This window comes from Geodermatophilus sp. YIM 151500 (assembly GCF_025716945.1).
Taxonomy (GTDB): Bacteria; Actinomycetota; Actinomycetes; order Mycobacteriales; family Geodermatophilaceae; genus YIM-151500.
Genome location: NZ_JAOVZT010000019.1, coordinates 21,060 through 40,634 on the forward strand (window position 1 = coordinate 21,060; position 19,575 = coordinate 40,634).

Sequence of the window (19,575 nt, forward strand, 5' to 3'; positions counted from 1 at the left end):
TGGCGCCGACCCCGGCGTCGTCGTGCGGAGCCGGCGCCGTGAGGACGTCGGCGCCGTCCGGAGCCCGCATCCGGCGGCTGCCGATCAGCGTGCGGCTGGGGGCCACCTTCGCGGTCGTGTTCCTCGTCGTGCTGGCCGCGATGTGCGGGCTGGCCTGGTTCGGCCTGGGCCAGAGCCTGCGGGAGGAGATCGACCGGAGCCTCGTCACCGCCGCGCAGGCGCTGGACCGGCCCGGCCGCAGCCTCGTCGACCTGGAGGACGCGCGCGTCGGCGGCGTGGAGCTCCCGGAGTTCGAGACGCAGATGATCGCGCCCGACGGCCGGGTGGTCGGCGGCACCGACGACGACCTGGACGAACTGCCCGTGCTCTCCCCGGAGCAGACCACCGCGACGCGGCAGGACGACGCGTTGTTCGCCGACGTCCTGGACGAGGAGGGGGATGCCCACCGGGCGCTGGCGGTGCCGGTGGACCGGCCCCGGGGTCATGTGCTCGTCGTCATGGCCGAGCTGGACTCCGTGCAGGACGCGCAGTCCGGTCTCCTGCAGCTGGCCGCGCTGCTGTCGCCCCTGGCGTGCCTGCTCGCCGGGGCGGCGGGCTGGTTCATCGCCCGCAAGGGGCTGCAGCCGGTCGCCCGGATGACCGCCGACGCCGAGCGCATCAGCGCCCGCGACCCCTTCCCGCGGCTGGCGGTCCCGCCGTCGCGGGACGAGGTGGCCCGGCTCGGGACGACGCTGAACCGGTTGCTCGACCGCATCGAGGAGGCCCGGCGACGGGAGCGGGAGTTCACCGCGGACGCCAGCCACGAGCTGCGCACCCCGCTGTCGATCCTGCGGGCGGAGCTCGAACTCGCCCGCAACCGCGCCACCGACCGGCAGTTCGTCGAGGCACTCGACAGCGCCCTCGAGGAGAGCGACCGACTCGGCCAGCTCGTCGACGACCTGCTCCTGCTCGCCTCGACCGACGCCGGCAAGGTGCGGCCCCGAACCCTGGTCGACGTCGCCGAGGTCGTCGACGGGCTGCTGCCCGGCTTCCGCACGCTGGCGGGCCGGCGCGGCATCTCCTTGGCCAAGAGCGGTGACGCCGTCGTCCGCGCCGATCCGCGGGCGCTCAGCCGGGCGGTCGCCAACCTGCTCGACAACGCCGTCCGTCACGCCCCGGACGGCGGCACGGTCGAGCTGACCGTCGACCAGCGGCCCGACGGCACGGCGATCACGGTGACCGACGACGGTCCCGGCGTCCCCCCGGAGGAACGGAGCCGGTTGACCCAGCGCTTCACCCAGAGCGATCGTGCGGCGGCGCGGACCGGGGGGGCCGGACTCGGGCTGGCCATCGTGGCCTCGGTCGCGGCCGCCCACGGCGGTCGCGTCGAGATCGCGGACGCACCGACGGGCTCCGGGCTGGCGGTGACGATCCTGCTGCCCACCCCCGCGGCGGGGCCACCCGTCCGCAGCGGGCCGTCATCCGGCGGCGAGGGCCCCGCCCGGGTCTGACCGGGCCGTCCCGCAGGCGAGCGCGACGGCCTCGGCCAGGGGCAGGCGCAGCCCCTCCGCGACGGCCGAGCCGAAGCTCGCCGCGCCGAGGGCGTCCCGCAGCGCGGTCTCGGTCGCGGCGTGGGTCGCGGCGTCGGTCACCCAGACACCGACGCCGACCGAGCGCCGGACGCCCTCGGCCGCGCCGAACACGACGGCACCCGTCCCGGGGTCGCCCGCACGGACGGCGACGGCCGCGAGCGCCTCGAGTGCGCGGGCCGTCACCACCCGGTCGGTGGCGCCGGCGGCCGTGACCGCCTGGCGGAAGGCGCGCCGGGCGGCGACCACGTCACCCAGCCCGAGCCGGGCCCAGCCGAGGTTGAGCACGGCGTAGCCGAGCAGCGGGAACGGACCGGTCTCGCCGGCCTGCCGTTCCACCCCGGCCAGCCGGACGCTCTCCTCGAGCAGCGGGACGGCCTCGGCGTGCCGGCCGCCCAGGAGCAGCACGCGGCCCAGGGCGAACTCCGCGAACGCCCGCTGCCACGGCCGGCCCAGACGCCGCAGCACGGCCACGGCCGTCCGGCCGAGGCGCTCGCCTTCCGCGAGGTCCTCGAGCGCGACGACCACGCCGAGCAGGATGGCGTCCAGGGCCGCCCGCCGCACGTCCCCCAGCTCCTCGTGCACGGCACGGGCACCGGCCAGGGCGAGCCGGGCGGTCGCCATGTCGCCGTGGGCGAACGCGAGGGATCCGCGGACGAAGTCGGCACCGGCCCGCCCGGCCGGGCCGAGCGCGGCGCTCGCCCGTGCCCGCTCCATCCAGCCGATCCCCTCGTCGAAGGTCGCCCACCCCCACCACACCGGCCAGAACTCCTCGCCGACGGCCACCACGCGATCGGGCTGCCCCCGCTCCAGCAGATGGTGGAGCGCCGTGCGCACGTTGTCCGCGTCGGCCGTCAGCCGTGGCCAGCTCTGCCCCTCCGGGCCGGAGCCGAGCCCGACGACCGAGGCGCGCGCCAGGCGTTCGAAGAAGTCGGCGTGCCGGTGCTCGACGCGCTCGCGCTCGCCGGACCCGGCCAGGGCCTCGGCGGCGTACTCCCGGACGGTGTCCAGCAGGGTGAAGTGCGGGATCTCCGCCCCGACGGGGTCGGCGCGGACCAGGCTCTTGTCCACGAGGGAGGTCAACCCGTCGAGGACGTCGACGACGAGGTCCGCGTCGCCGCAGACCTCCTCGGCGGCGTCGAGGAAGAACCCGCCGCAGAAGACCGCCAGCCGCCGGAACAGCCGGCGGTCCCGCTCGTCGAGCAGGTCGTGGCTCCACTCGATCGTGGCCCGCAGCGCCTGTTGGCGCCGCGCGGCGTCCCGCGGCCCGCCGGTCAGCAGCACCAGCCGCCGGTCGAGCCGGCGCAGGACGACCTCCGGCTCCAGCATCCGCACCCGCGCGGCGGCCAGCTCGATCGCCAGCGGCAACCCGTCCACGCGCCGGCAGATCTCCGCGACGACCCGCAGCCGGTTGCCGTCCAGGGGCAGGTCGGGACGGACGGCGCGGGCCCGGTCGACGAACAGCTCCACCGCGGAGGACCGGACGGCGGAGCCCGGGTCGCCCGGGTCGCCGACGGACAGCGGCGGCACGGCGAAGACCCGCTCCCCGGCCAGGTGCAGCACCTGCCGGCTGGTGACCAGCACGTGCACCTGCGCTGCCGCAGCGAGGATCCGGCTGATCGTCGGCGCGGCCTCGACGACCTGCTCGAAGTTGTCGACCAGCAGCAGCATCCGGCGGTGGCGGAGGAAGTCGACGACGGCGTCCAGCGGCGCCCGGCCGAAGGTCTCCGGCAGGCCCAGCGCGCCGGCGATCTCGGCCGGCACGGCCTCGGCCGAGCCGGTCGCCGCGAGCAGGACCGGGACGACGCCGTCCGGGAACTCGTCGCACACCTCGGTGGCGGCCGCCAGGGCGAGCCGGGACTTGCCGATGCCGCCCGGACCGACCAGCGTGACCAGCCGGACGTCCTCGGTCGTCAGCAGCCGCCGCAGCTCCTCCAGCTCCTCGGCGCGCCCGACCAGGCGGTCGGGTTGCTCGGGCAGCCGCCACCGCCCGGGCTCGGGCGTGACCGCCGGCGGCGGCGCGGGCGGCGCCTCGGCGGGGCCGAAGCGCTCGCTGAGCAGGACGGCGAGGTCGTCGACGACGTAGCCGGCCAGCTCCTCGGGCGTGCCGAACCGCCGGTAGGACAACCCGTCGTCCGCGATGCGCCGCAGCAGCGCGACCAGCCGCGGATCCCGGTCCGGCGCCGGCGTCCGGACGTACACCAGCCTCGGCTTGCCGGTCGCCGCCCGGTACTCGTCCTCCAACCCCGACACGGACTCCCCCGGCGCCACCCACCCGTACTGGTCGCCGTAGATGCCGACGAACACGTGGCTCTGCCGCAGGTAGGCCAGGTACAGCTGCTTGGGCGGGTGCGGCCGGGCGCCCAGCTCGAAGAGCACCGGCGTCAGGTGCAGCTGCTCCACCGCCGCCCGGACGGCGGCCCGCTCGGCGGCCAGTTCCTTCATCGTCGAGCTGATGAACACCCGGACCCGCTGGTCGGGCGTCTGGATCGTCGCCACGCGCACCTCCGCCGCCCCGTGCCGGTCACCCTGACGACGCGCGCCGCCCGCGTCAAGGCTGGTGGCGCGGCGGCGCTGCACGGCGCCGGACGGCGCCTCCGTGATCAGGTGCGCAGCGAGCGGACGTCGGTGGGTGGCCGCCGCGTCATGAGCGAGACCAGGTGCTCCACCAGGCCGTAGACGGTCAACATGACGGCGATCAGCACGCCGGGCGGCAGCACGACCGGTGCCGCGAGGACCGAGATGACGATCACGCCAGGTGCGCTGGCCACCCAGCCCACCCGGCGCCGCGGCTGGGTGAGGGCACCGAGGCGGACGCCGGCCCACATGAGCCAGCGCCGGACCACGGGCACGCCCTGCTCGCGCATCACCCGCCGGAAGATGCCGTCGGCCTGCCGCGAGGTGACCACGCCCGAGCGCAGGCCCTCGGTGACCAGCCAGTCGTGCAGCACGGCCGCCATCGTGTACCGGCCGAACTGCGGGATCAGCCAGATGACCACCCGGGGCACCGTGGCGAAGTCGGTGAGCAGGCCGGCCGGGACGACGAACCGGTCGCGGCGGCCGAGGTAGACCAGGGGCTCGCGGGTCCGCCACCACCTCTCGTCGACGCGCTCGACGACCAGCGTGTCGCTGACGAACGGCATGCCGCACTGTCGCACCGGCCAGGTCAGCAGCAGCGGGCGCCCGGGTTGCGCTCCTGCGCGTCGGCCCGGTGACGCTCGAACTCGCGCCGGCTCATCGGCTCGTGACCGTGCTCGGCGCAGTGCCGCAGGTACTCGTCCCAGCGCGCCTCGCCGCTGAACTCGCGCAGGTACCAGCGCACCCCGCGCCAGGCACGGGCGGCGGCCGTCCGGACGTCGGTGGTGATCCTTCCGGTCACCGCGGCGGGCCCTCCTCCGTGAAGGTGCCGTGGCTCCGCGCACCCGCGCCGACCAGCCGCTCGTGCTCCGCCATCGCGCGCTTCTCCTCCGCCGTGGCGAACAGGCCGGAGGGCTCGACGATGTCCGACGGCACGGCCCGCTCCTCGGTGGTGGGCACCGGGCCGCGGGCCTGCAGCGCCCTGGCGATCACGACGACGGCGTTCACCACGACCACGACGACGAGCAGCGCGAAGGCCGCCTGCAGGATCCCGTTGAGCGTCGAGTTGTAGACGATCCGGTCCATCTGCTCGGGCGTCTGCGCCGGCGCCAGGAGTTCCCCGGCGTCCTGGGCCTCGGCATAGCGGGCCCGCTGCGCGAAGTAGCCGACCGCCGGGTCGGAGGAGAACACCTTCTGGAAGCTCGCCGTCATGGTCGTGGTGAGGTCCCATGCGAGCGGGACGGCGGTCACCCAGGCGTACTTGACCTTTCCGTGCTTGATCAGCAGCACCGTGACCAGGGTCAGCGCGATGGCGGCCAGCAGCTGGTTCGCGATGCCGAACAGCGGGAAGAGCTGGTTCACGCCGCCGAGCGGGTCGGTGACGCCGACGTAGAGTATGTAGCCCCACAAGCCGACCACCGCGGCGCTGGCCATGATGTTGCCCGGCCGCCAGGACAGGTCACCGAAACGCCTCCAGACGTTGCCGATCGTGTCCTGCAGCATGAACCGACCCACCCGGGTGCCGGCGTCGACCGCGGTGAGGATGAACAGCGCCTCGAACATGATCGCGAAGTGGTACCAGAAGGCCGCCATCCCCGCGCCGAAGGCGTCGGAGAGGATGTTCGCGATGCCGACGGCCAGGGTCGGGGCACCGCCCGTGCGGGACACCAGGCTCGGCTCCTGCACCGCCGCCGACGCCGCGGCGAGGTCCTGCGCCGTGGTGGGGAACCCGAGCCCGCTCACGTAGGCCGCCGCCGTCTCCGGCGTCCCGCCGGTGGCCCCGGCCGGCGCGTTCATCGCGAAGTAGAGGCCCTGGTCGATGACCACCGCCGCGATGAGCGCGCTGATCGCGACGAAGGACTCCATCAGCATGCCGCCGTAGCCGATGAGCCGGACCTGGCTCTCCTTGGCCACCATCTTCGGCGTCGTCCCCGAGGAGATCAGGGCGTGGAAGCCCGAGAGCGCACCGCAGGCGATGGTGATGAAGACGAACGGGAACAGCGAACCTGCGAAGACCGGCCCGGTGCCCTCCCTGGCGAACTCGGTGACGGCGTCGGCCTGCAGCACCGGCCGGGCGATGAGCAGCCCGATGGCGAGCAGGACGATGACGCCGATCTTCATGAACGTCGACAGGTAGTCGCGAGGCGTCAGCAGCAACCAGACCGGGAGCACCGAGGCCACGAAGCCGTAGAGCACCAGCGCCAGGACCAGCCACTCCTTGGAGAGCGTGAGCGCCTCCGCCAGGCCCGTGCCGTCGATCCAGCCGCCACCGACCACCGCCAGCAGCAGCAGGACGACCCCGATGGCCGTGGCCTCGAGCACCCGGCCCGGGCGGAGCACCCGCAGGTAGACGCCCATGAACAGCGCGATCGGGATGGTGAGCGCTATGGAGAACACGCCCCACGGGGACTCGGCGAGCGCGTTCACCACGATCAGCGCGAGCACGGCCAGGATGATGATCATGATGGCGAAGACGGCGATGAGCGCCGCTATCCCGCCCACGATCCCGATCTCCTCGCGGACCATCTGGCCGAGGCTCTTGCCGTTGCGGCGCATCGAGAAGAACAGGACGGTCATGTCCTGCACCGCACCGGCGAAGATGACGCCGACGATGATCCAGGTGGTGCCGGGCAGGTAGCCCATCTGGGCGGCCAGCACCGGTCCGACCAGCGGTCCGGCGCCGGCGATCGCGGCGAAGTGGTGCCCGAACAGCACCCGGCGGTCGGTCACGTCGAAGTCGATGCCGTTGTGCAGGCGCTCGGCCGGGGTGGCCCGTCGGTCGTCGACCTGGAGCACCCGGCGGGCGATGAACCGCGCGTAGAAGCGGTAGGCGATCGCGTAGGAGCACAGCGCGGCGAACAGCATCCACAGGGCCGACACCGTCTCCCCGCGCGCCAGGGCCAGGACGGTCCAGGCGGTGGCGCCCACGACCGCCACCGCCGTCCAGACGACCACCGTGCGGACGGACGGACGTCGGCGTCCGGTTCGTGCGGGAGGGGCCCCGCCGGCGTCTGACCTGCTGGCTGTGGTGGACATGGGCGCCCTCCCTGCATGCCGGACGGCGCGGGGCCGTCCCGTGGACGAAGGGAGCATGACAAGCCCTCGACCCGTCCGCTCGGTGGAGCCGGGCCGGATGCGGGATCCGGTGCGCGAGGTGCCGTGACCGCGCCCGGAGGTCCGCACGCAGGCCCGAACCGCCGTCCGGTCGTGCCGGACGGGGTGGTCAGCGGGCCGGGGTGCGCACCTCCTGCACCGACCAGGTGTTGCCGTCCGGGTCGTCGAAGAACAGGAACGTCGCGTAGTCCTGCCGCTGCGGGTCGGGGCCGGGGGTCATCACGCCGTCCACGAAGTGCACCGGCCCGCTGTGCCCGACGCCGGCCGCGTCGAGCTGGGCGATGGCTTGTTCGATGTCCGCGACGGAGAACTGGCTGCCCTTCAGCGACCCCGGCGGCCCGCCGGGCATGCCGGCGCCGAACACGATCGAGCACGCCGACCCCGGTGGGGTGACCTGGACGACGCGGAAGTCCTCCGCCGCCCGGTAGTCGGTGTCCTCGCGGAAGCCGAGCTTTCCCGCGTAGAACTGCTTGGCCCGGTCCACGTCGGTGACCGGGACCAGGACGACTTCCAGCTTCCAGTCCACCTGGCACTCCTCCGGTATGGCCGGCCAGGCCGCCGTCGTCGCACGGATCCCGGAGCCGGCACGGCCGCTCGATCCTCGCGCGCCACCGCGCGCCGGGAAAGGGAGGTACGACGCGGCGCCGGGGCGCCGCGCGGGGGGCCCGGTGTCAGCGCGCGCTGCCGGCATCCAGGTCGAGGGTGCCGACCATCGCGTCGAGCACCTCGACGTTGCGCCGGTGGTCGAAGCACGGCAGCCCCACCGTGTCGGCGACCAGCGTGCGGGGCGCGCCGTCCGTACCGTCGGACAGGTCGATCGCGTAGGTCGTGAGCGGCGTGCCGGCGGGCCAGAGCCCGCCCTCGGTGACCTGCTCGGTGCGGACGGCGTCCCGGCCGTCGACCGTCAGCCGCTCGCGGGAGACCTCACCGGGTCGCTCGCCGGTCACCCGGTCGAAGGCGACCGGCTCGACGGAGAGGGCGATCGCGGCGACGCGGACGTCGGACGCCACGGGCAGGGCGAAGTCGTCCGGCGCGAACCGGCTGCACGCGGGCACCGTCTCCCCGGCGTTGACCGACCAGTCCGACGGGTAGCCGACGCGGAACCCTGCCGGGTTGGTGCAGGTCGCGCCGAGCGTTCCGCCGCCGCCGTCGCCCGGGTGCCGCACGTCGACCACCAGCCGGGGCGGGTCCTGCAGGACGGCGACGCCGAAGGGCACCCGCTCCTCGACGCCGACGGTCCAGGCCGCCATCGCCTCGAAGCCCCCGGTCCTCACGACCTCGGTGACCACCCCGGCGAGCGGCGGGTCCAGCCGGTCGGGACCGGGGTAGGTCCGGCGGGGCTGCTCGCCGGACAGGTCGACGCCGGAGGCCGGGGTGGCCCGGATCTCCAGGAAGGCCGAGCCCGCCACCTGGACCGGGGCGCCGGAGCCGTCCTCGGTGACCGGCGGCTCGACGTAGGCCACCCGGTAGCCGGGCACCCGTTCGTCGAACTCGAGCACGACGCGGTCGAAGGTCGCCTGGCCGGCCGCCCGGACATCGGTGAGGGCGGCGACCGGTCCCCCGCCGTCGGGGAAGCCGCCGGCCTCGCGGGGCTGCGTCCCCGGCTCGCCGAGGGGTTCGATCGGGTCGCCCGCGGTCGTGCCGGCGCCCAGCAGCGTCGCAGCGGCCGCGACGGTCGTCGTCCCGGCGGCGTCCCCCGGCGGGCCGACCGCGCCACCCGCACCCGCCGCGCCCCCGGTACCCGCCGCGCACCCGGCGAGCGCCGCGGCGCCCCCGACGGCGGCCAGGCGGCGAAGCGCTCGCGGGCCGGTCCCGGTCGTCGTTCTCACATCCACGACCGTGCCGTTCCGCACCGGGCGGACGGCGAAACCGGGGGGCGCGCGACGCCACCGGATCGTCATGCGACGCCGGGGGTTCCTCGCGGCTACGGCAGGCGGATGCGGTCGTCGGTCGGCGCGGCGACCGGCTCCCCCGCGCCCAGGTAGGCGGTGAACGCGTCCAGGTCGATCGGCCCGGTCACCGGGTTCGTGCCGGCGGTCAGCGTGGTGAAGCCGTCGCCCCCGCCGGCGAGGAAGTTGTTCACGGTGACCCGGTAGGTCGCGGCCGGGTCGACGGCGGTGCCGCCGATCGCCAGGCTGCCGCCGACGACACGCGTGCCGGTGCACGGATCGGCCCCGACCGGCGCGCTGGCGCCGGCCGGGTCGACGACGTAGGACACCGACGCCGACGGGTAGAGCGTCCGCCCGACCTGGAACTGCTGCTCGAGCACGCAGCGCAGCTGTTCGCCGGTGAGGTCGAGGGTGACGAGGTTGTTCGCGAACGGCTGGACGGTGAACGCCTCCTCGTAGGTCACCTCGCCGGCGTCCAGGTCCGCGCGGACGCCGCCGGGGTTCATCAACGCGGCGACGGCGCCGGCCTCGTCGTCGGTGGCGGCCAGCTGCGCGTCGGCGATCACGTTGCCCAGCGGTGACTCGCCGAGGGCGTAGGTCGGCGTGCCGTCGGGCGCGGTGCCGGACTGGAACAGCTGCTCCTGGGCGCGGGTGAGCGGCTCCGCCGTCGCGCCGACGACCTCGCTCGCGATCGGGCCGAGCGCCTCGCGGTACCGGGTGATCAACCCGGTCTGCTCGGCGTCGGCGGCCACGTCGCGGGTGACGACCACGTTCTCGGCCGCCGCGGTGAGCACCTCCCCGCTGCGGCGGTCGATGCTCAGGTCGATGTCGGTGACCAGCCGGCCGTTCGAGCTGGCGCTGGTGACGAGCGTGCCGTCCAGTTCGCAGTTGTACGCCGTATGCGTGTGGCCGCTGACGATGACGTCGACGGCGTCGTCCATCCCGGCGGCGATGTCGACGATCGGCCCGCTCAGCCCGCTGCAGCCGTTGACGTCCCAGGCGGTCGCCCCGGTCTGCACGCCGCCCTCGTGGAGCAGCACGACGATCGCCTCGACCCCCTGTTCCCGCAGCTCGGCGACGTACCGGTCGGCGGTCTCCACCTCGTCGGCGAAGCCGAGGCCCGCCGCGGCCTCCTGGCTGACGATCTGCCCGGTGCCCTCGAGGGTCATCCCGATGAACCCGATCTCCACGCCCTGGACCTCGTGCACGGCGTACGGCGGGAGCAGCGGCTCCCCGGTCCCGGTGAGGAAGGCGTTGGCCGACAGGTACCGGAAATCGGCGCCCTCGAAGGGGGTGCCGTCGGCGCAGCCGTCGACGGGGTGGCAGCCGCCGTCCTGCATGCGCAGCAGTTCCGCGGCGCCCTCGTCGAACTCGTGGTTGCCGACGCTGGCGTAGTCCAGGCCGGCCAGGCCGAGCGCCTCGATCGTCGGCTCGTCGTGGAAGGCCGCCGACAGCAGCGGCGAGGCGCCGATCAGGTCGCCCGCGGCGACGGTGACGGTGTTCTGCTTCCGCTGCTGCTCGGCCAGCGCCGTCAGCCGGGTGGCCAGGAACTCCGCACCGCCGGCGTCGACGGTCACCGGCGCGCCGGCGGCGTCCACCCCCGTCTGGATGCGACCGCCGGACCCGGCGGGCGGCTCCAGCGCACCGTGGAAGTCGTTGAGGGCCAGCAGCTGGACGTCGACGGCGGGCGGCCCCTGCGCCGCGGTGCCCGGGCTGCCGGCCGAGGCCGGGGCGACGCCGGCGACGAGCACGGCGGACGTCGTGGTGACTGCGACAGCGGCCGCGGCGACGCGGCGGAGGCCTGGACCTGGCATGCGGAGCGCTCCGGACGACGATGCGGACGGGAGGACCTCGGGACGGTCGGCACCTTCCCGCACTCACCGGGCGTCAACCCCCGCGCCGGCGTCCGCGCTCCGTGCGGCGGGTGGATCCCGTGCGACCACCGGCGGTCGGTCTGCCGGCCGCCCTCGGGCATGTGCCCACCGCCACCGGGTGAACGGATCGCGCCGGGGCATCGTCGGGCGCCGTCCTGGGCAAGGACGGCGGCATGCGACTGCCCGAGCCCCGCGGCCCGCTCAGCGCCGCCCTGCGCGCCGACCTGGCGACCGGCACCGATCTCGCCGCGACCACCCCCGAGCTCGCCCGGTCGGTGGCCGCCACCGCGACCGATCCGCTGCTCGACGACGACCTGCAGCTCTCCCTCGCCGTCTGCTACGAGCTGCACTACCGCGGCTTCGACGACGTCGCCGACGAGTGGGAGTGGTCGCCCGGGCTCATCGGCGTCCGCCGGGTGCTGGAGGAGCGGCACACCACCGCGCTGCGCGCGCTCGTGCCCGCGGTGCCTGTCTCCGACGACCCCGTCGACGTGCAGCTGTCCGCGGTGATCGCCGCGGACGACGGGCCCTCGCTGTCCCGCTGGCTGGCGCGCCACGGCAGCCTCGGGCAGTGGCGGGAGTACCTGACGGTCCGCTCGGTCTACCACCTCAAGGAGGCCGACCCGCACACCTTCGCCGTCCCCCGGCTGTCGGGTCGGGCGAAGGCCGCGATGGTGGAGATCCAGGCCGACGAGTACGGCGGTGGCTCGGCCGAGCGCATGCACAGCGAGCTGTTCGCCGGGCTCATGCGCGACCTCGGCCTCGACGCCGCCTACGGCGCGCTGTGGGACGACGCCCCGGCGGTGGCGTTCGCCTCGGTGAACACCATGTCGCTGTTCGGCCTGCACCGCCGGTGGCGCGCGGCCGCGCTCGGGCACCTGGCCGCGGTGGAGATGACGTCGTCCGAGCCGAGCCGGCGGTACTCGTCCGGGCTGCGCCGGCTGGGCTTCGGTCCGCGGACGACGGTCTTCTACGACGAGCACGTCGAGGCCGACGCGGTGCACGAGCAGATCGCCGCGAGCGACATGTGCGGGTCGCTGGTGGACGAGGACCCGTCGCTCGCCGCCGACGTGCTCTTCGGCGCCGGCTGCTCGCTGGCCGTGGACGGCCTGGCGGCGACCCACCTGCTCGGCGCCTGGGAGGCCGGCCGGTCGGCGCTGTACGGCGCACCCGAGCCGACGGCGGCCTGACCCGGCGGGCACGGCCGGCCGCGGTCACCCGCGGTCGGCCGCCCCCAGGCGCGACGCCGGGCGGGGCCGGCGCGGGGCGCTGCCGGCGACGAACCCGGCGCGCTTGTGCGTGCCGTCGCAGAACGGCTTGATACCCGACTTGCCGCAGCGGCACAGGGCGACGGTCCGCCGGCCGGGGTCGATCTCGGTGCCGTCCTGGTCGACCAGCCGGAAGTCACCGCGCACGAGGAGCGGCCCGTCGCGGTAGGGCGTGATCGTGGCGCCCGTCCGGGCGAGCGGGTCGTCGTGCCCGTCGTCGTGGCCGGCCGGGCCGGCCTCCGGCAGGGCGGCGTCGGCCGGGTGGTCGGTGGGGGCGTCGGTCGGGGCGTCGGTCGGATCGTCGGGCAGGGGCCGGGACACCCGGTCGTCGTGCCCCGCACCGCCGCTCCGCACACCCGGCGGAACCCCGCTCACCCCGTCGGTGGACGGTCGTAGAAGACCTGCTCGACGACCGAGCGGGCGTGCCGGGTGGCCCGCCGGTAGTCGTCGACGAACCGGCCGGGGTCGTCGTCCGGGCCGTAGCCGCAGGCGCGGGCCACCCCGGCGAGCTCGGGCCCGGGCCGCGGCAGCTGGTCGCTGGGCCGCCCGCGGACGAGGAACACCGCGTTGCGGGCCCGGCTGGCCAGGTCCCACGCCTCGCGCAGCGCATCGGCCTGCTCGCCGGTCAGCAGGCCGGCGGCGCGGCACGCCTCGAGCGCCGCCACCGTGGTGGCGACCCGCAGCTGCGGCAGCTCGGCCGCCGAGCCCAGCTGCAGCAGCTGCACGGTCCACTCGACGTCGGCCAGCCCGCCCCGGCCGAGCTTGGTGTGCGTGGCCGGGTCGGCCCCGCGCGGCAACCGCTCCCGCTCGACCCGCGCCTTGATCCGCCGGATCTCGGCCACCTGCTCGGCGCTCAGCCCGTCGGCCGGGTAGCGCAGCGGGTCGACCAGCGCGACGAAGGCCGCGCCGAGTCCGGGGTCGCCGGCGACCGGCACGGCGCGGAGCAGCGCCTGCACCTCCCACACCGACACCCAGCGCTCGTAGTACTCGCGGTAGGCCGACAGACTCCGCACCAGGGAGCCCTGGCGGCCCTCGGGGCGCAGGTCGGCGTCGACCTCGAACGCCGGGTCGGGCGCCGGCTCGGCCAGCAGCCGGCGCAGGGTGTGCGCGACGGCGTTCGCCGCGGCGGCGGCCTTGTCCTCGTCGGCGCCGGCGCGCGGGCGCTGCACGTACAGCACGTCGGCGTCCGAGCCGTAGCCCATCTCGCCGCCGCCGAGCCGTCCCATGCCGATCACAGCCAGGTCCATCGGCAGGTCTGCGGGGTCCAGCCCGGCCTCCTGCGCGTGCGCACGGACGGCGGCGTCCAGACCCACCCGCAGCGTGGCGACGGCGATGTCGGTGAGCGCCGTGCCGACCCGGACGACGTCGAGCCGGCCGAGCAGGTCGGCGCAGGCGACCCGCAGCAGCTCGTGGCGGCGCAGCCCGCGCAGCACGCGGACCGCCGCCTGCGGGTCGGCCGCCCGGCCGGCCGCCTGCCCCCACGCGCCGGTCAGCGCGTCCGCCGAGCGCGGCTCCAGCTCTGCGTCGTCGGCGAGGATGCGCAGCGCCTCGGGCGTCCGGGTGAGCAGACCGGCCACGTACTGGCTGGAGCCGAGCAGCTGGGCCAGCCGCTCGGCCACCTGCCCCTCGTCGCGCAGCAGGCGGAGGAACCACTGGTCCCCGCCGAGCGCCTCGCTCACCTGCCGGTAGGCCAGCAGGCCGGCGTCGGGGTTGGGGCAGGAGGCGAAGGTCTGCAGCAGGACGGGCAGCAGCAGCCGCTGGAGGGCCGCCGTCCGCGACACCCCGCCGGTCAGCGCGCCGAGGTGGCGCAGCGCGCCGTCCGGGTCGCCGAAGCCGAGCGCGCGCAGCCAGTCCCCGGCCGCCTTCGACCCCAGCGACAGGCGCTCGCCGGGCACCCGGGCCACCGCCGACAGCAGCGGCCGGTAGAACAGCTTCTCGTGCAGCCGCCGCACCTCGCGGGTGTGCAGGGCGAGCTCGGCCCGCAGCACGGCCACGGCGTCGCCCCGGTGGTCGGGCTTGTAGCCCAGCGAGCGGGCCAGCCAGCGCAGCTGCTGCTCGTCGGTGGGCAGCAGGTGGGTGCGCCGCAGCCGCAGTAGTTGGAGCCGGTGCTCGACGGTGCGCAGGAAGCGGTAGGAGGCGATGAGCGTGGCGGCGTCGTCGCGGCCGACGTAGCCCCCGGCCGACAGCGCGGCCAGCGCGGGCAGCGTGCCGCCGGTCCGCAGCGAGGTGTCGGCCCGCCCGTGCACCAGCTGCAGCAGCTGGACGGCGAACTCCACGTCGCGCAGCCCGCCGCGGCCGAGCTTGAGCTCGCGCTCGGCCTGGGCCGGGGGGATGTGCGCCTCGACCCGCCGGCGCATCGCCTGCACCTCGCCGACGAAGCCGGGCCGGTCACCGGCCTCCCACACCAGCGGCCACAGCGCGTCGACGTAGCCGCGCCCGAGGTCGGGGTCGCCGGCGACCGGGCGCATCTTCAGCAGCGCCTGGAACTCCCAGGTGCTGGCCCAGGTGCGGTAGTACGCCTCGTGCCCCGCGACGGTGCGCACCAGGGCACCGGCCTTGCCCTCGGGCCGCAGCGCCGCGTCGACCTCCCAGGCGGCCTGGCCGCAGATCCGCATGAGGGCGGCCGCGACCCGGGTCGCGCTGGCCACGGCGGGCGCCTCTGCGTCGGTGGGGTCGACCGGCTCGGCGGCGAAGACGACGTCGACGTCGCTGACGTAGTTGAGCTCCCGGCCGCCGCACTTGCCCAGCCCGATGACCGCCAGGCGGCAGGGCGCGGCGCCCTCCGGCTGCTCGGCGACGGCGAGGGCGAGGCCCGCGGTGAGCACCGCGGCGGCGATGTCGGCCAGCTCCTCGGCGACCTCGTCGGGCGGCAGCCCGTCGCCCAGGTCGCGCCCGGCCAGGGAGAGGACGGCGCGCCGGTAGGCCAGCCGCAGGGCCGCCACCCGCTGCGGGTCCGCGTCCGGGGCCGCCCGGCCGAGGCGGACCCCCCACGGCGGGTCGTCGGGATCGGCGCCGACCGCGGCGAGCAGGTCGCGCTCCAGCCGCCGCGCCGTGGGCCGCTCGCCGCCGCGCGGCACGCCCTCGTCGTCCTCGTCGAGCACGGTCCAGTCGTCGGGGTTGGCCACCAGGTGGTCGGCGAGCCCCGCGCTGGCGCCGAGCACCGACAGCAGCCGCGCCCGCAGCAGACCCGACCCGCGCAGGCCGGCCAGCAGCGCCGCCGCCTGCCCACCCGTCGGGTCGGCCCGGTCGAGCGACTCGACCAGCCGGCTGAGCGACAGCACGGCGAGGTCCGGGTCACCCGCGCGGGCCAGCGCCGAGACGACCGCACCGGCCTCCGGGTCGGCCGGCTCGTTGGCCTCCAGGTCCCACAGGCCCAGCGCCGGGTCGGAGAGCAGCCGGGCGGCGCGGGCGCCGTCGTCGAAGCCGAAGCGGGCCAGCCGCACGACGGCCCGGCGCGGCACCTCGGTGTCGGCGCTGGTCACGGCTTCCCCTCGCCGGCGCTCGTCGGCGTCGTGACCGACGGTGCCGTGCCCGTGCGTGACCTCGGGAGCCCGGCCACGTCGCCCTCAGGCCGCCTGTCGCGCGCGGGACCGGACCAGCGCGGCGAAGCGCGCGGCGAACGGCGCCCACACTTCTTCCAGGTCCGGGTGGACGGCGGCGGCGCGCGCGATGATCGTCTCCCGGTCGAACGGGCTGGCGGCCACGCCGATCTCGTCGCGGGTGGCCCACTCCTCGACGATCTCCGGTGTCGTCTCGATGTGGAACTGCAGCCCGTAGACGTGCCGACCCACGCGGAAGGCCTGGTTCGCGTAGAACGGGTTGCTGGCCAGCAGCGTGGCGCCGGCCGGCAGCTCGGCGATCTCGTCGTGGTGGAACTGGAGCACGTCCGGCGAGAGCGGCAGCGGGCCGAACACCGGGTCGTCGTCGGCGGCGTCCCGCTTGGCCACGAGCGTGGCGCCGACCTCGGGGCCGTCGACGCCCTTCCGCACCCGGCCGCCACCGACCTCGGCGAGCAGCTGGGCGCCCAGGCAGATCGCCAGGGTCGGCACGTCGCCGGCCAGCGCCTGCCGCAGCAGCTGCCGGACGCCGGTCAGCTCGGGGCTGGTCGCCTCGTCGTCCAGCGCCGACTGCGGCCCGCCGAGCACCACCAGCCCGTCGTGGCCGCTCAGGTCGGCCGGCAGCTGGTCGCCGGCGTCGCTCCGGCGGACGTCGAGGTCCAGTCCGGCGTCGCGGAGCCACTCCCCCAGCCGGGCGGGCGGATCGGTGTCGCTGGGGACGACGACGAGCAGGCGGGCGGGTGCAGGCACGCCGCCGAGGGTAGTTCGCGCCGCGGCATCGTCCCGCGCGCACGCCGCGCCACTCCCCGGCGCTCCTGCGGTCTCCCCTGCACTCTTGCGGTCTTGCAGCGCCGCCGGAGTGCAGGGAACACCGCAAGAGCCGTCGGGGCGCCCGTCCGCGGGGCGCCCGGCCGCGGGGCGCCGGACGCGAGGAGCCCGACCGCGAGGAGCCCGACCGCGGGGCGCCCGACCGCGGGGCGCCGGACGCGAGGAGCCCGGACGCGGGGCGCCCGGCCGCGGGCGCCCGGCCGCGGGCGCCCGGCCTCGCTCACATGGTGGGCAGGTAGCGCTGCAGCTCGAACGGCGTGACGTTGCGCCGGTAGGCGGCGAACTCCTCGCGCTTGTTGCGCAGGAAGAAGTCGAACACGTGCTCGCCGAGCGTCTCGGCGACCAGCTCGCTGCCCTCCATCGCGGCCACCGCGTCGCCCAGCGACACCGGAAGGTCCTCGTAGCCGGCCGCGCGGCGCTCGGTGTCGGTGAGCGACCAGACGTCGTCCTCGGCCTCCGGGGGCAGGTCGTAGCCCTTCTCGATGCCGCGCAGCCCGGCCGCGAGCAGCACCGCGAAGGTGAGGTACGGGTTGCAGGCGGAGTCCGGCGAGCGCACCTCGACGCGGGCGGAGTTGGCCTTCGAGGGCTTGTAGGAGGGCAGCCGGACCAGCGCCGAGCGGTTGGCCCGACCCCAGGTGGCCGCGGTCGGCGCCTCGGTGCCGGCCAGCAGCCGGCGGTAGGAGTTGACCGTCTGGTTGGTGACGGCGGTGAACTCCCGCGCGTGGTGCAGGATCCCGGCGATGAACTGCTTGGCCGTCGTCGACAGCCGCATCGGGTCGGCGGCGTCGTGGAAGGCGTTGCGGTCGCCCTCGAACAGCGACAGGTGGCTGTGCATGGCCGACCCGGCCAGGTCGGTGAACGGCTTGGGCATGAACGTGGCGTGCACGCCCTGGCTGAGGGCGACCTCCCGGACGACGTGCCGCAGCGTCATGATGTTGTCGGCCATCGACAGCGCGTCGGCGTAGCGCAGGTCGATCTCCTGCTGCCCGGGGGCGACCTCGTGGTGGCTGAACTCCACCGAGATGCCCATGGCCTCCAGCGCGAAGACCGCCTCCCGGCGGAAGTCGTGCGCCACGTTGTGCGTGGACAGGTCGAAGTAGCCGCCGGTGTCGGCCGGCTCGGGCGGGCTGCCGTCGGCCGGGAGGTCCTTGAGCAGGAAGAACTCCACCTCGGGGTGGGTGTAGAAGGTGAAGCCCATGTCGGCGGCCTTGCCCAGTGCCCGGCGCAGCACGTGCCGCGGGTCGGCCCACGCCGGGGAGCCGTCGGGCAGGGTGATGTCGCAGAACATCCGCGCGGTGTCGCTGGCCCGGCCCTGGGTGGCCGGCAGCACCTGGAAGGTGCCCGGGTCCGGCTTGGCCAGCATGTCGGACTCGTAGACGCGGGCGAAGCCCTCGATCGCCGAGCCGTCGAAGCCGATGCCCTCGGCGAACGCCGCCTCGATCTCGGCGGGGGCGACGGCCACCGCCTTCAGGTAGCCGGTGACGTCGGTGAACCACAGCCGCACGAAGCGGATGTCGCGCTCCTCGAGGGTGCGCAGGACGAACTCCTGCTGACGGTCCATGCCGGCCATGATCGCGTTCCCTCGTTTCGCAGGTGTGACGACAGCCCCAGCCTGCCCCGTGCCGCCCGATCGCACACGACCGGCGCGCGGATCAGCCCAGCAGCGACCCCAGGGCCACGTCCGGATCGGTCAGCCGGTCGACGTCCACCGGCCGGTCGGACCGGACCAGGCCCTGGATCTCGTCGGTGACACCCCAGACGTTCACGTTCATGCCGGCCACCACCCGACCGTCGCGCAGCCAGAACGCGACGAATTCGCCGTCGTCGACCCGGCCCCGGACGACGACGTCGTCGTCCGGCCGCCCCAGGCCGGAGTACTCCATGCCGAGCTCGTACTGGTCGGTGAAGAAGTACGGCACCCGGTCGTAGGTGACCGGCTGGCCCAGCATGGACCGCGCGGCGGCCGGTCCGCCGTTCAGCGCGTTGGCCCAGTGCTCGACCCGCAGGTGCCGCCCCGCGTACGGGTTCCACACGGCGGCGACGTCGCCGGCGGCGTGCACATCGCGGTGCGAGGTGCGCAGCGCCGCGTCGACGACGACGCCGTCACCGACGTCCAGCCCGGCCGCCTCGGCCAGGGCGGTGTTCGGGACGACGCCCACCCCGACCACCACCAGGTCGGCGGGCAGCTCCTGCCCGTCGTCGGTGCGCACCGCACGAACCCCGCCGTCGGCACCGGCGATCTCGCGCACGCCGGTGCCGGTGCGCACGTCGACCCCGTGATTTCGGTGCAGCCGGGCGAACACCTCGCCCATGGTCGGGCCGAGGGCCTCGTGCAGCGGCGTCGGCCGCGGCTCTACCACGGTGACGTCGTTGCCGTGGGTGCGCGCGGCGGCGGCCACCTCGAGGCCGATCCACCCGGCGCCGACGACGACCACCCGCCGTCCGCCGGCGGTGAGGTCGGCCCGCAGCGCGTCGGAGTCGGCGAGGGTGCGCAGGTACCGGACGCCGCCGAGGTCCGCTCCGGGGAGGTCGGGACGGCGCGGTGCGGCGCCGGTGGTCAGCAGCAGGCGCGCCCAGGTCAGCCGCTCGCCCGACGCCAGGACGACCGCGTGCGCCGCGAGGTCCAGCGACGCCACCCGGACACCGGTGCGCAGCTCGACGTCGTGCCCGGCGTACCAGCCGGCGTCGTGCACGAACGCGCCGTCCCGCTCCGCGGAGCCGAGCAGGTAGCCCTTGGACAGCGGCGGCCGCTCGTAGGGCCGCTCCGGGTCGTCGCCCAGCAGCACGACCGGGCCGTCGAAGCCCTCGGAGCGCAGCGTCTCGGCGGCCTTGGCACCGGCGAGACCCGCCCCGACGATCACGTACGCAGCGGCTGCGGCCACGGCGGGCACCTCCTCGGA

14 protein-coding genes are annotated in these 19,575 nt (G+C 75.5%); 2 read left to right on the plus strand and 12 right to left on the minus strand.

All coding sequences use genetic code 11. The annotated features are described in order from the left end of the window. The first annotated feature begins 38 nt into the window (after positions 1-38). Complete coding sequence (locus tag OF117_RS20865) at positions 39-1,490, plus strand: ATP-binding protein (protein ID WP_263554779.1); 1,452 nt, start codon at positions 39-41, stop codon at positions 1,488-1,490. Here the strand turns inward: OF117_RS20865 and OF117_RS20870 are convergent. The 7 genes from OF117_RS20870 to OF117_RS20900 all read right to left on the minus strand — a co-directional run bounded on the left by OF117_RS20870 (position 1,458) and on the right by OF117_RS20900 (position 10,962). Beyond that, positions 1,458-4,067, minus strand: a complete 2,610-nt coding sequence (locus OF117_RS20870) for a DUF4062 domain-containing protein (RefSeq protein ID WP_263554780.1) — start codon at positions 4,065-4,067, stop codon at positions 1,458-1,460. The two genes, OF117_RS20865 and OF117_RS20870, sit on opposite strands and share 33 nt — an antisense overlap. 104 nt (positions 4,068-4,171) lie before the next feature. Further along, a complete protein-coding gene (locus OF117_RS20875; protein WP_263554781.1) occupies positions 4,172-4,711 on the minus strand; it encodes a DUF1353 domain-containing protein in 540 nt (179 codons plus the stop codon). 23 nt (positions 4,712-4,734) lie between these two features. Further along, positions 4,735-4,947: a YbdD/YjiX family protein gene (locus OF117_RS20880; RefSeq protein ID WP_263554782.1), complete on the minus strand. Its 213-nt coding sequence runs from the start codon at positions 4,945-4,947 to the stop codon at positions 4,735-4,737. Continuing rightward, complete coding sequence (locus OF117_RS20885; protein ID WP_263554783.1) at positions 4,944-7,100, minus strand: carbon starvation CstA family protein; 2,157 nt, start codon at positions 7,098-7,100, stop codon at positions 4,944-4,946. Before OF117_RS20885 ends, OF117_RS20880 begins: the two co-directional genes overlap by 4 nt. 268 nt (positions 7,101-7,368) lie before the next feature. Beyond that, positions 7,369-7,785: a VOC family protein gene (locus tag OF117_RS20890; protein WP_263554784.1), complete on the minus strand. Its 417-nt coding sequence runs from the start codon at positions 7,783-7,785 to the stop codon at positions 7,369-7,371. A 145-nt stretch (positions 7,786-7,930) separates the two neighbouring features. Continuing rightward, on the minus strand, positions 7,931-9,088 hold the full coding sequence (locus OF117_RS20895) for a hypothetical protein (protein ID WP_263554785.1): 1,158 nt from the start codon (positions 9,086-9,088) through the stop codon (positions 7,931-7,933). A 95-nt stretch (positions 9,089-9,183) separates the two neighbouring features. Next, entirely contained in the window at positions 9,184-10,962 is a 1,779-nt protein-coding gene (locus OF117_RS20900) for a bifunctional metallophosphatase/5'-nucleotidase (RefSeq protein WP_263554786.1), read from the minus strand. Between the two features lie 233 nt (positions 10,963-11,195). On the opposite strand from OF117_RS20900, the gene OF117_RS20905 reads away from it, so the two are divergent. Next, a complete protein-coding gene (locus OF117_RS20905) occupies positions 11,196-12,212 on the plus strand; it encodes an iron-containing redox enzyme family protein (RefSeq protein ID WP_263554787.1) in 1,017 nt (338 codons plus the stop codon). Between the two features lie 24 nt (positions 12,213-12,236). On the opposite strand, the gene OF117_RS20910 is transcribed toward OF117_RS20905, so the two are convergent. From OF117_RS20910 to OF117_RS20930, 5 genes are all read right to left on the minus strand, one after another. Beyond that, on the minus strand, positions 12,237-12,611 hold the full coding sequence (locus OF117_RS20910; protein WP_263554788.1) for a CDGSH iron-sulfur domain-containing protein: 375 nt from the start codon (positions 12,609-12,611) through the stop codon (positions 12,237-12,239). A gap of 50 nt (positions 12,612-12,661) precedes the next feature. After that, positions 12,662-15,772 (minus strand): bifunctional [glutamine synthetase] adenylyltransferase/[glutamine synthetase]-adenylyl-L-tyrosine phosphorylase, encoded by a 3,111-nt coding sequence (locus OF117_RS20915; RefSeq protein WP_263554789.1) that lies wholly within the window; start codon positions 15,770-15,772, stop codon positions 12,662-12,664. An 84-nt stretch (positions 15,773-15,856) separates the two neighbouring features. Next, entirely contained in the window at positions 15,857-16,597 is a 741-nt protein-coding gene (locus tag OF117_RS20920; RefSeq protein WP_263554790.1) for a type 1 glutamine amidotransferase, read from the minus strand. Positions 16,598-16,895: 298 nt separating this feature from the next. Then, on the minus strand, positions 16,896-18,236 hold the full coding sequence (gene glnA, locus OF117_RS20925) for a type I glutamate--ammonia ligase (protein ID WP_263554791.1): 1,341 nt from the start codon (positions 18,234-18,236) through the stop codon (positions 16,896-16,898). Positions 18,237-18,327: 91 nt separating this feature from the next. Next, on the minus strand, positions 18,328-19,557 hold the full coding sequence (locus OF117_RS20930) for an NAD(P)/FAD-dependent oxidoreductase (RefSeq protein ID WP_263554792.1): 1,230 nt from the start codon (positions 19,555-19,557) through the stop codon (positions 18,328-18,330). Between the last annotated feature and the right edge of the window lie 18 nt (positions 19,558-19,575).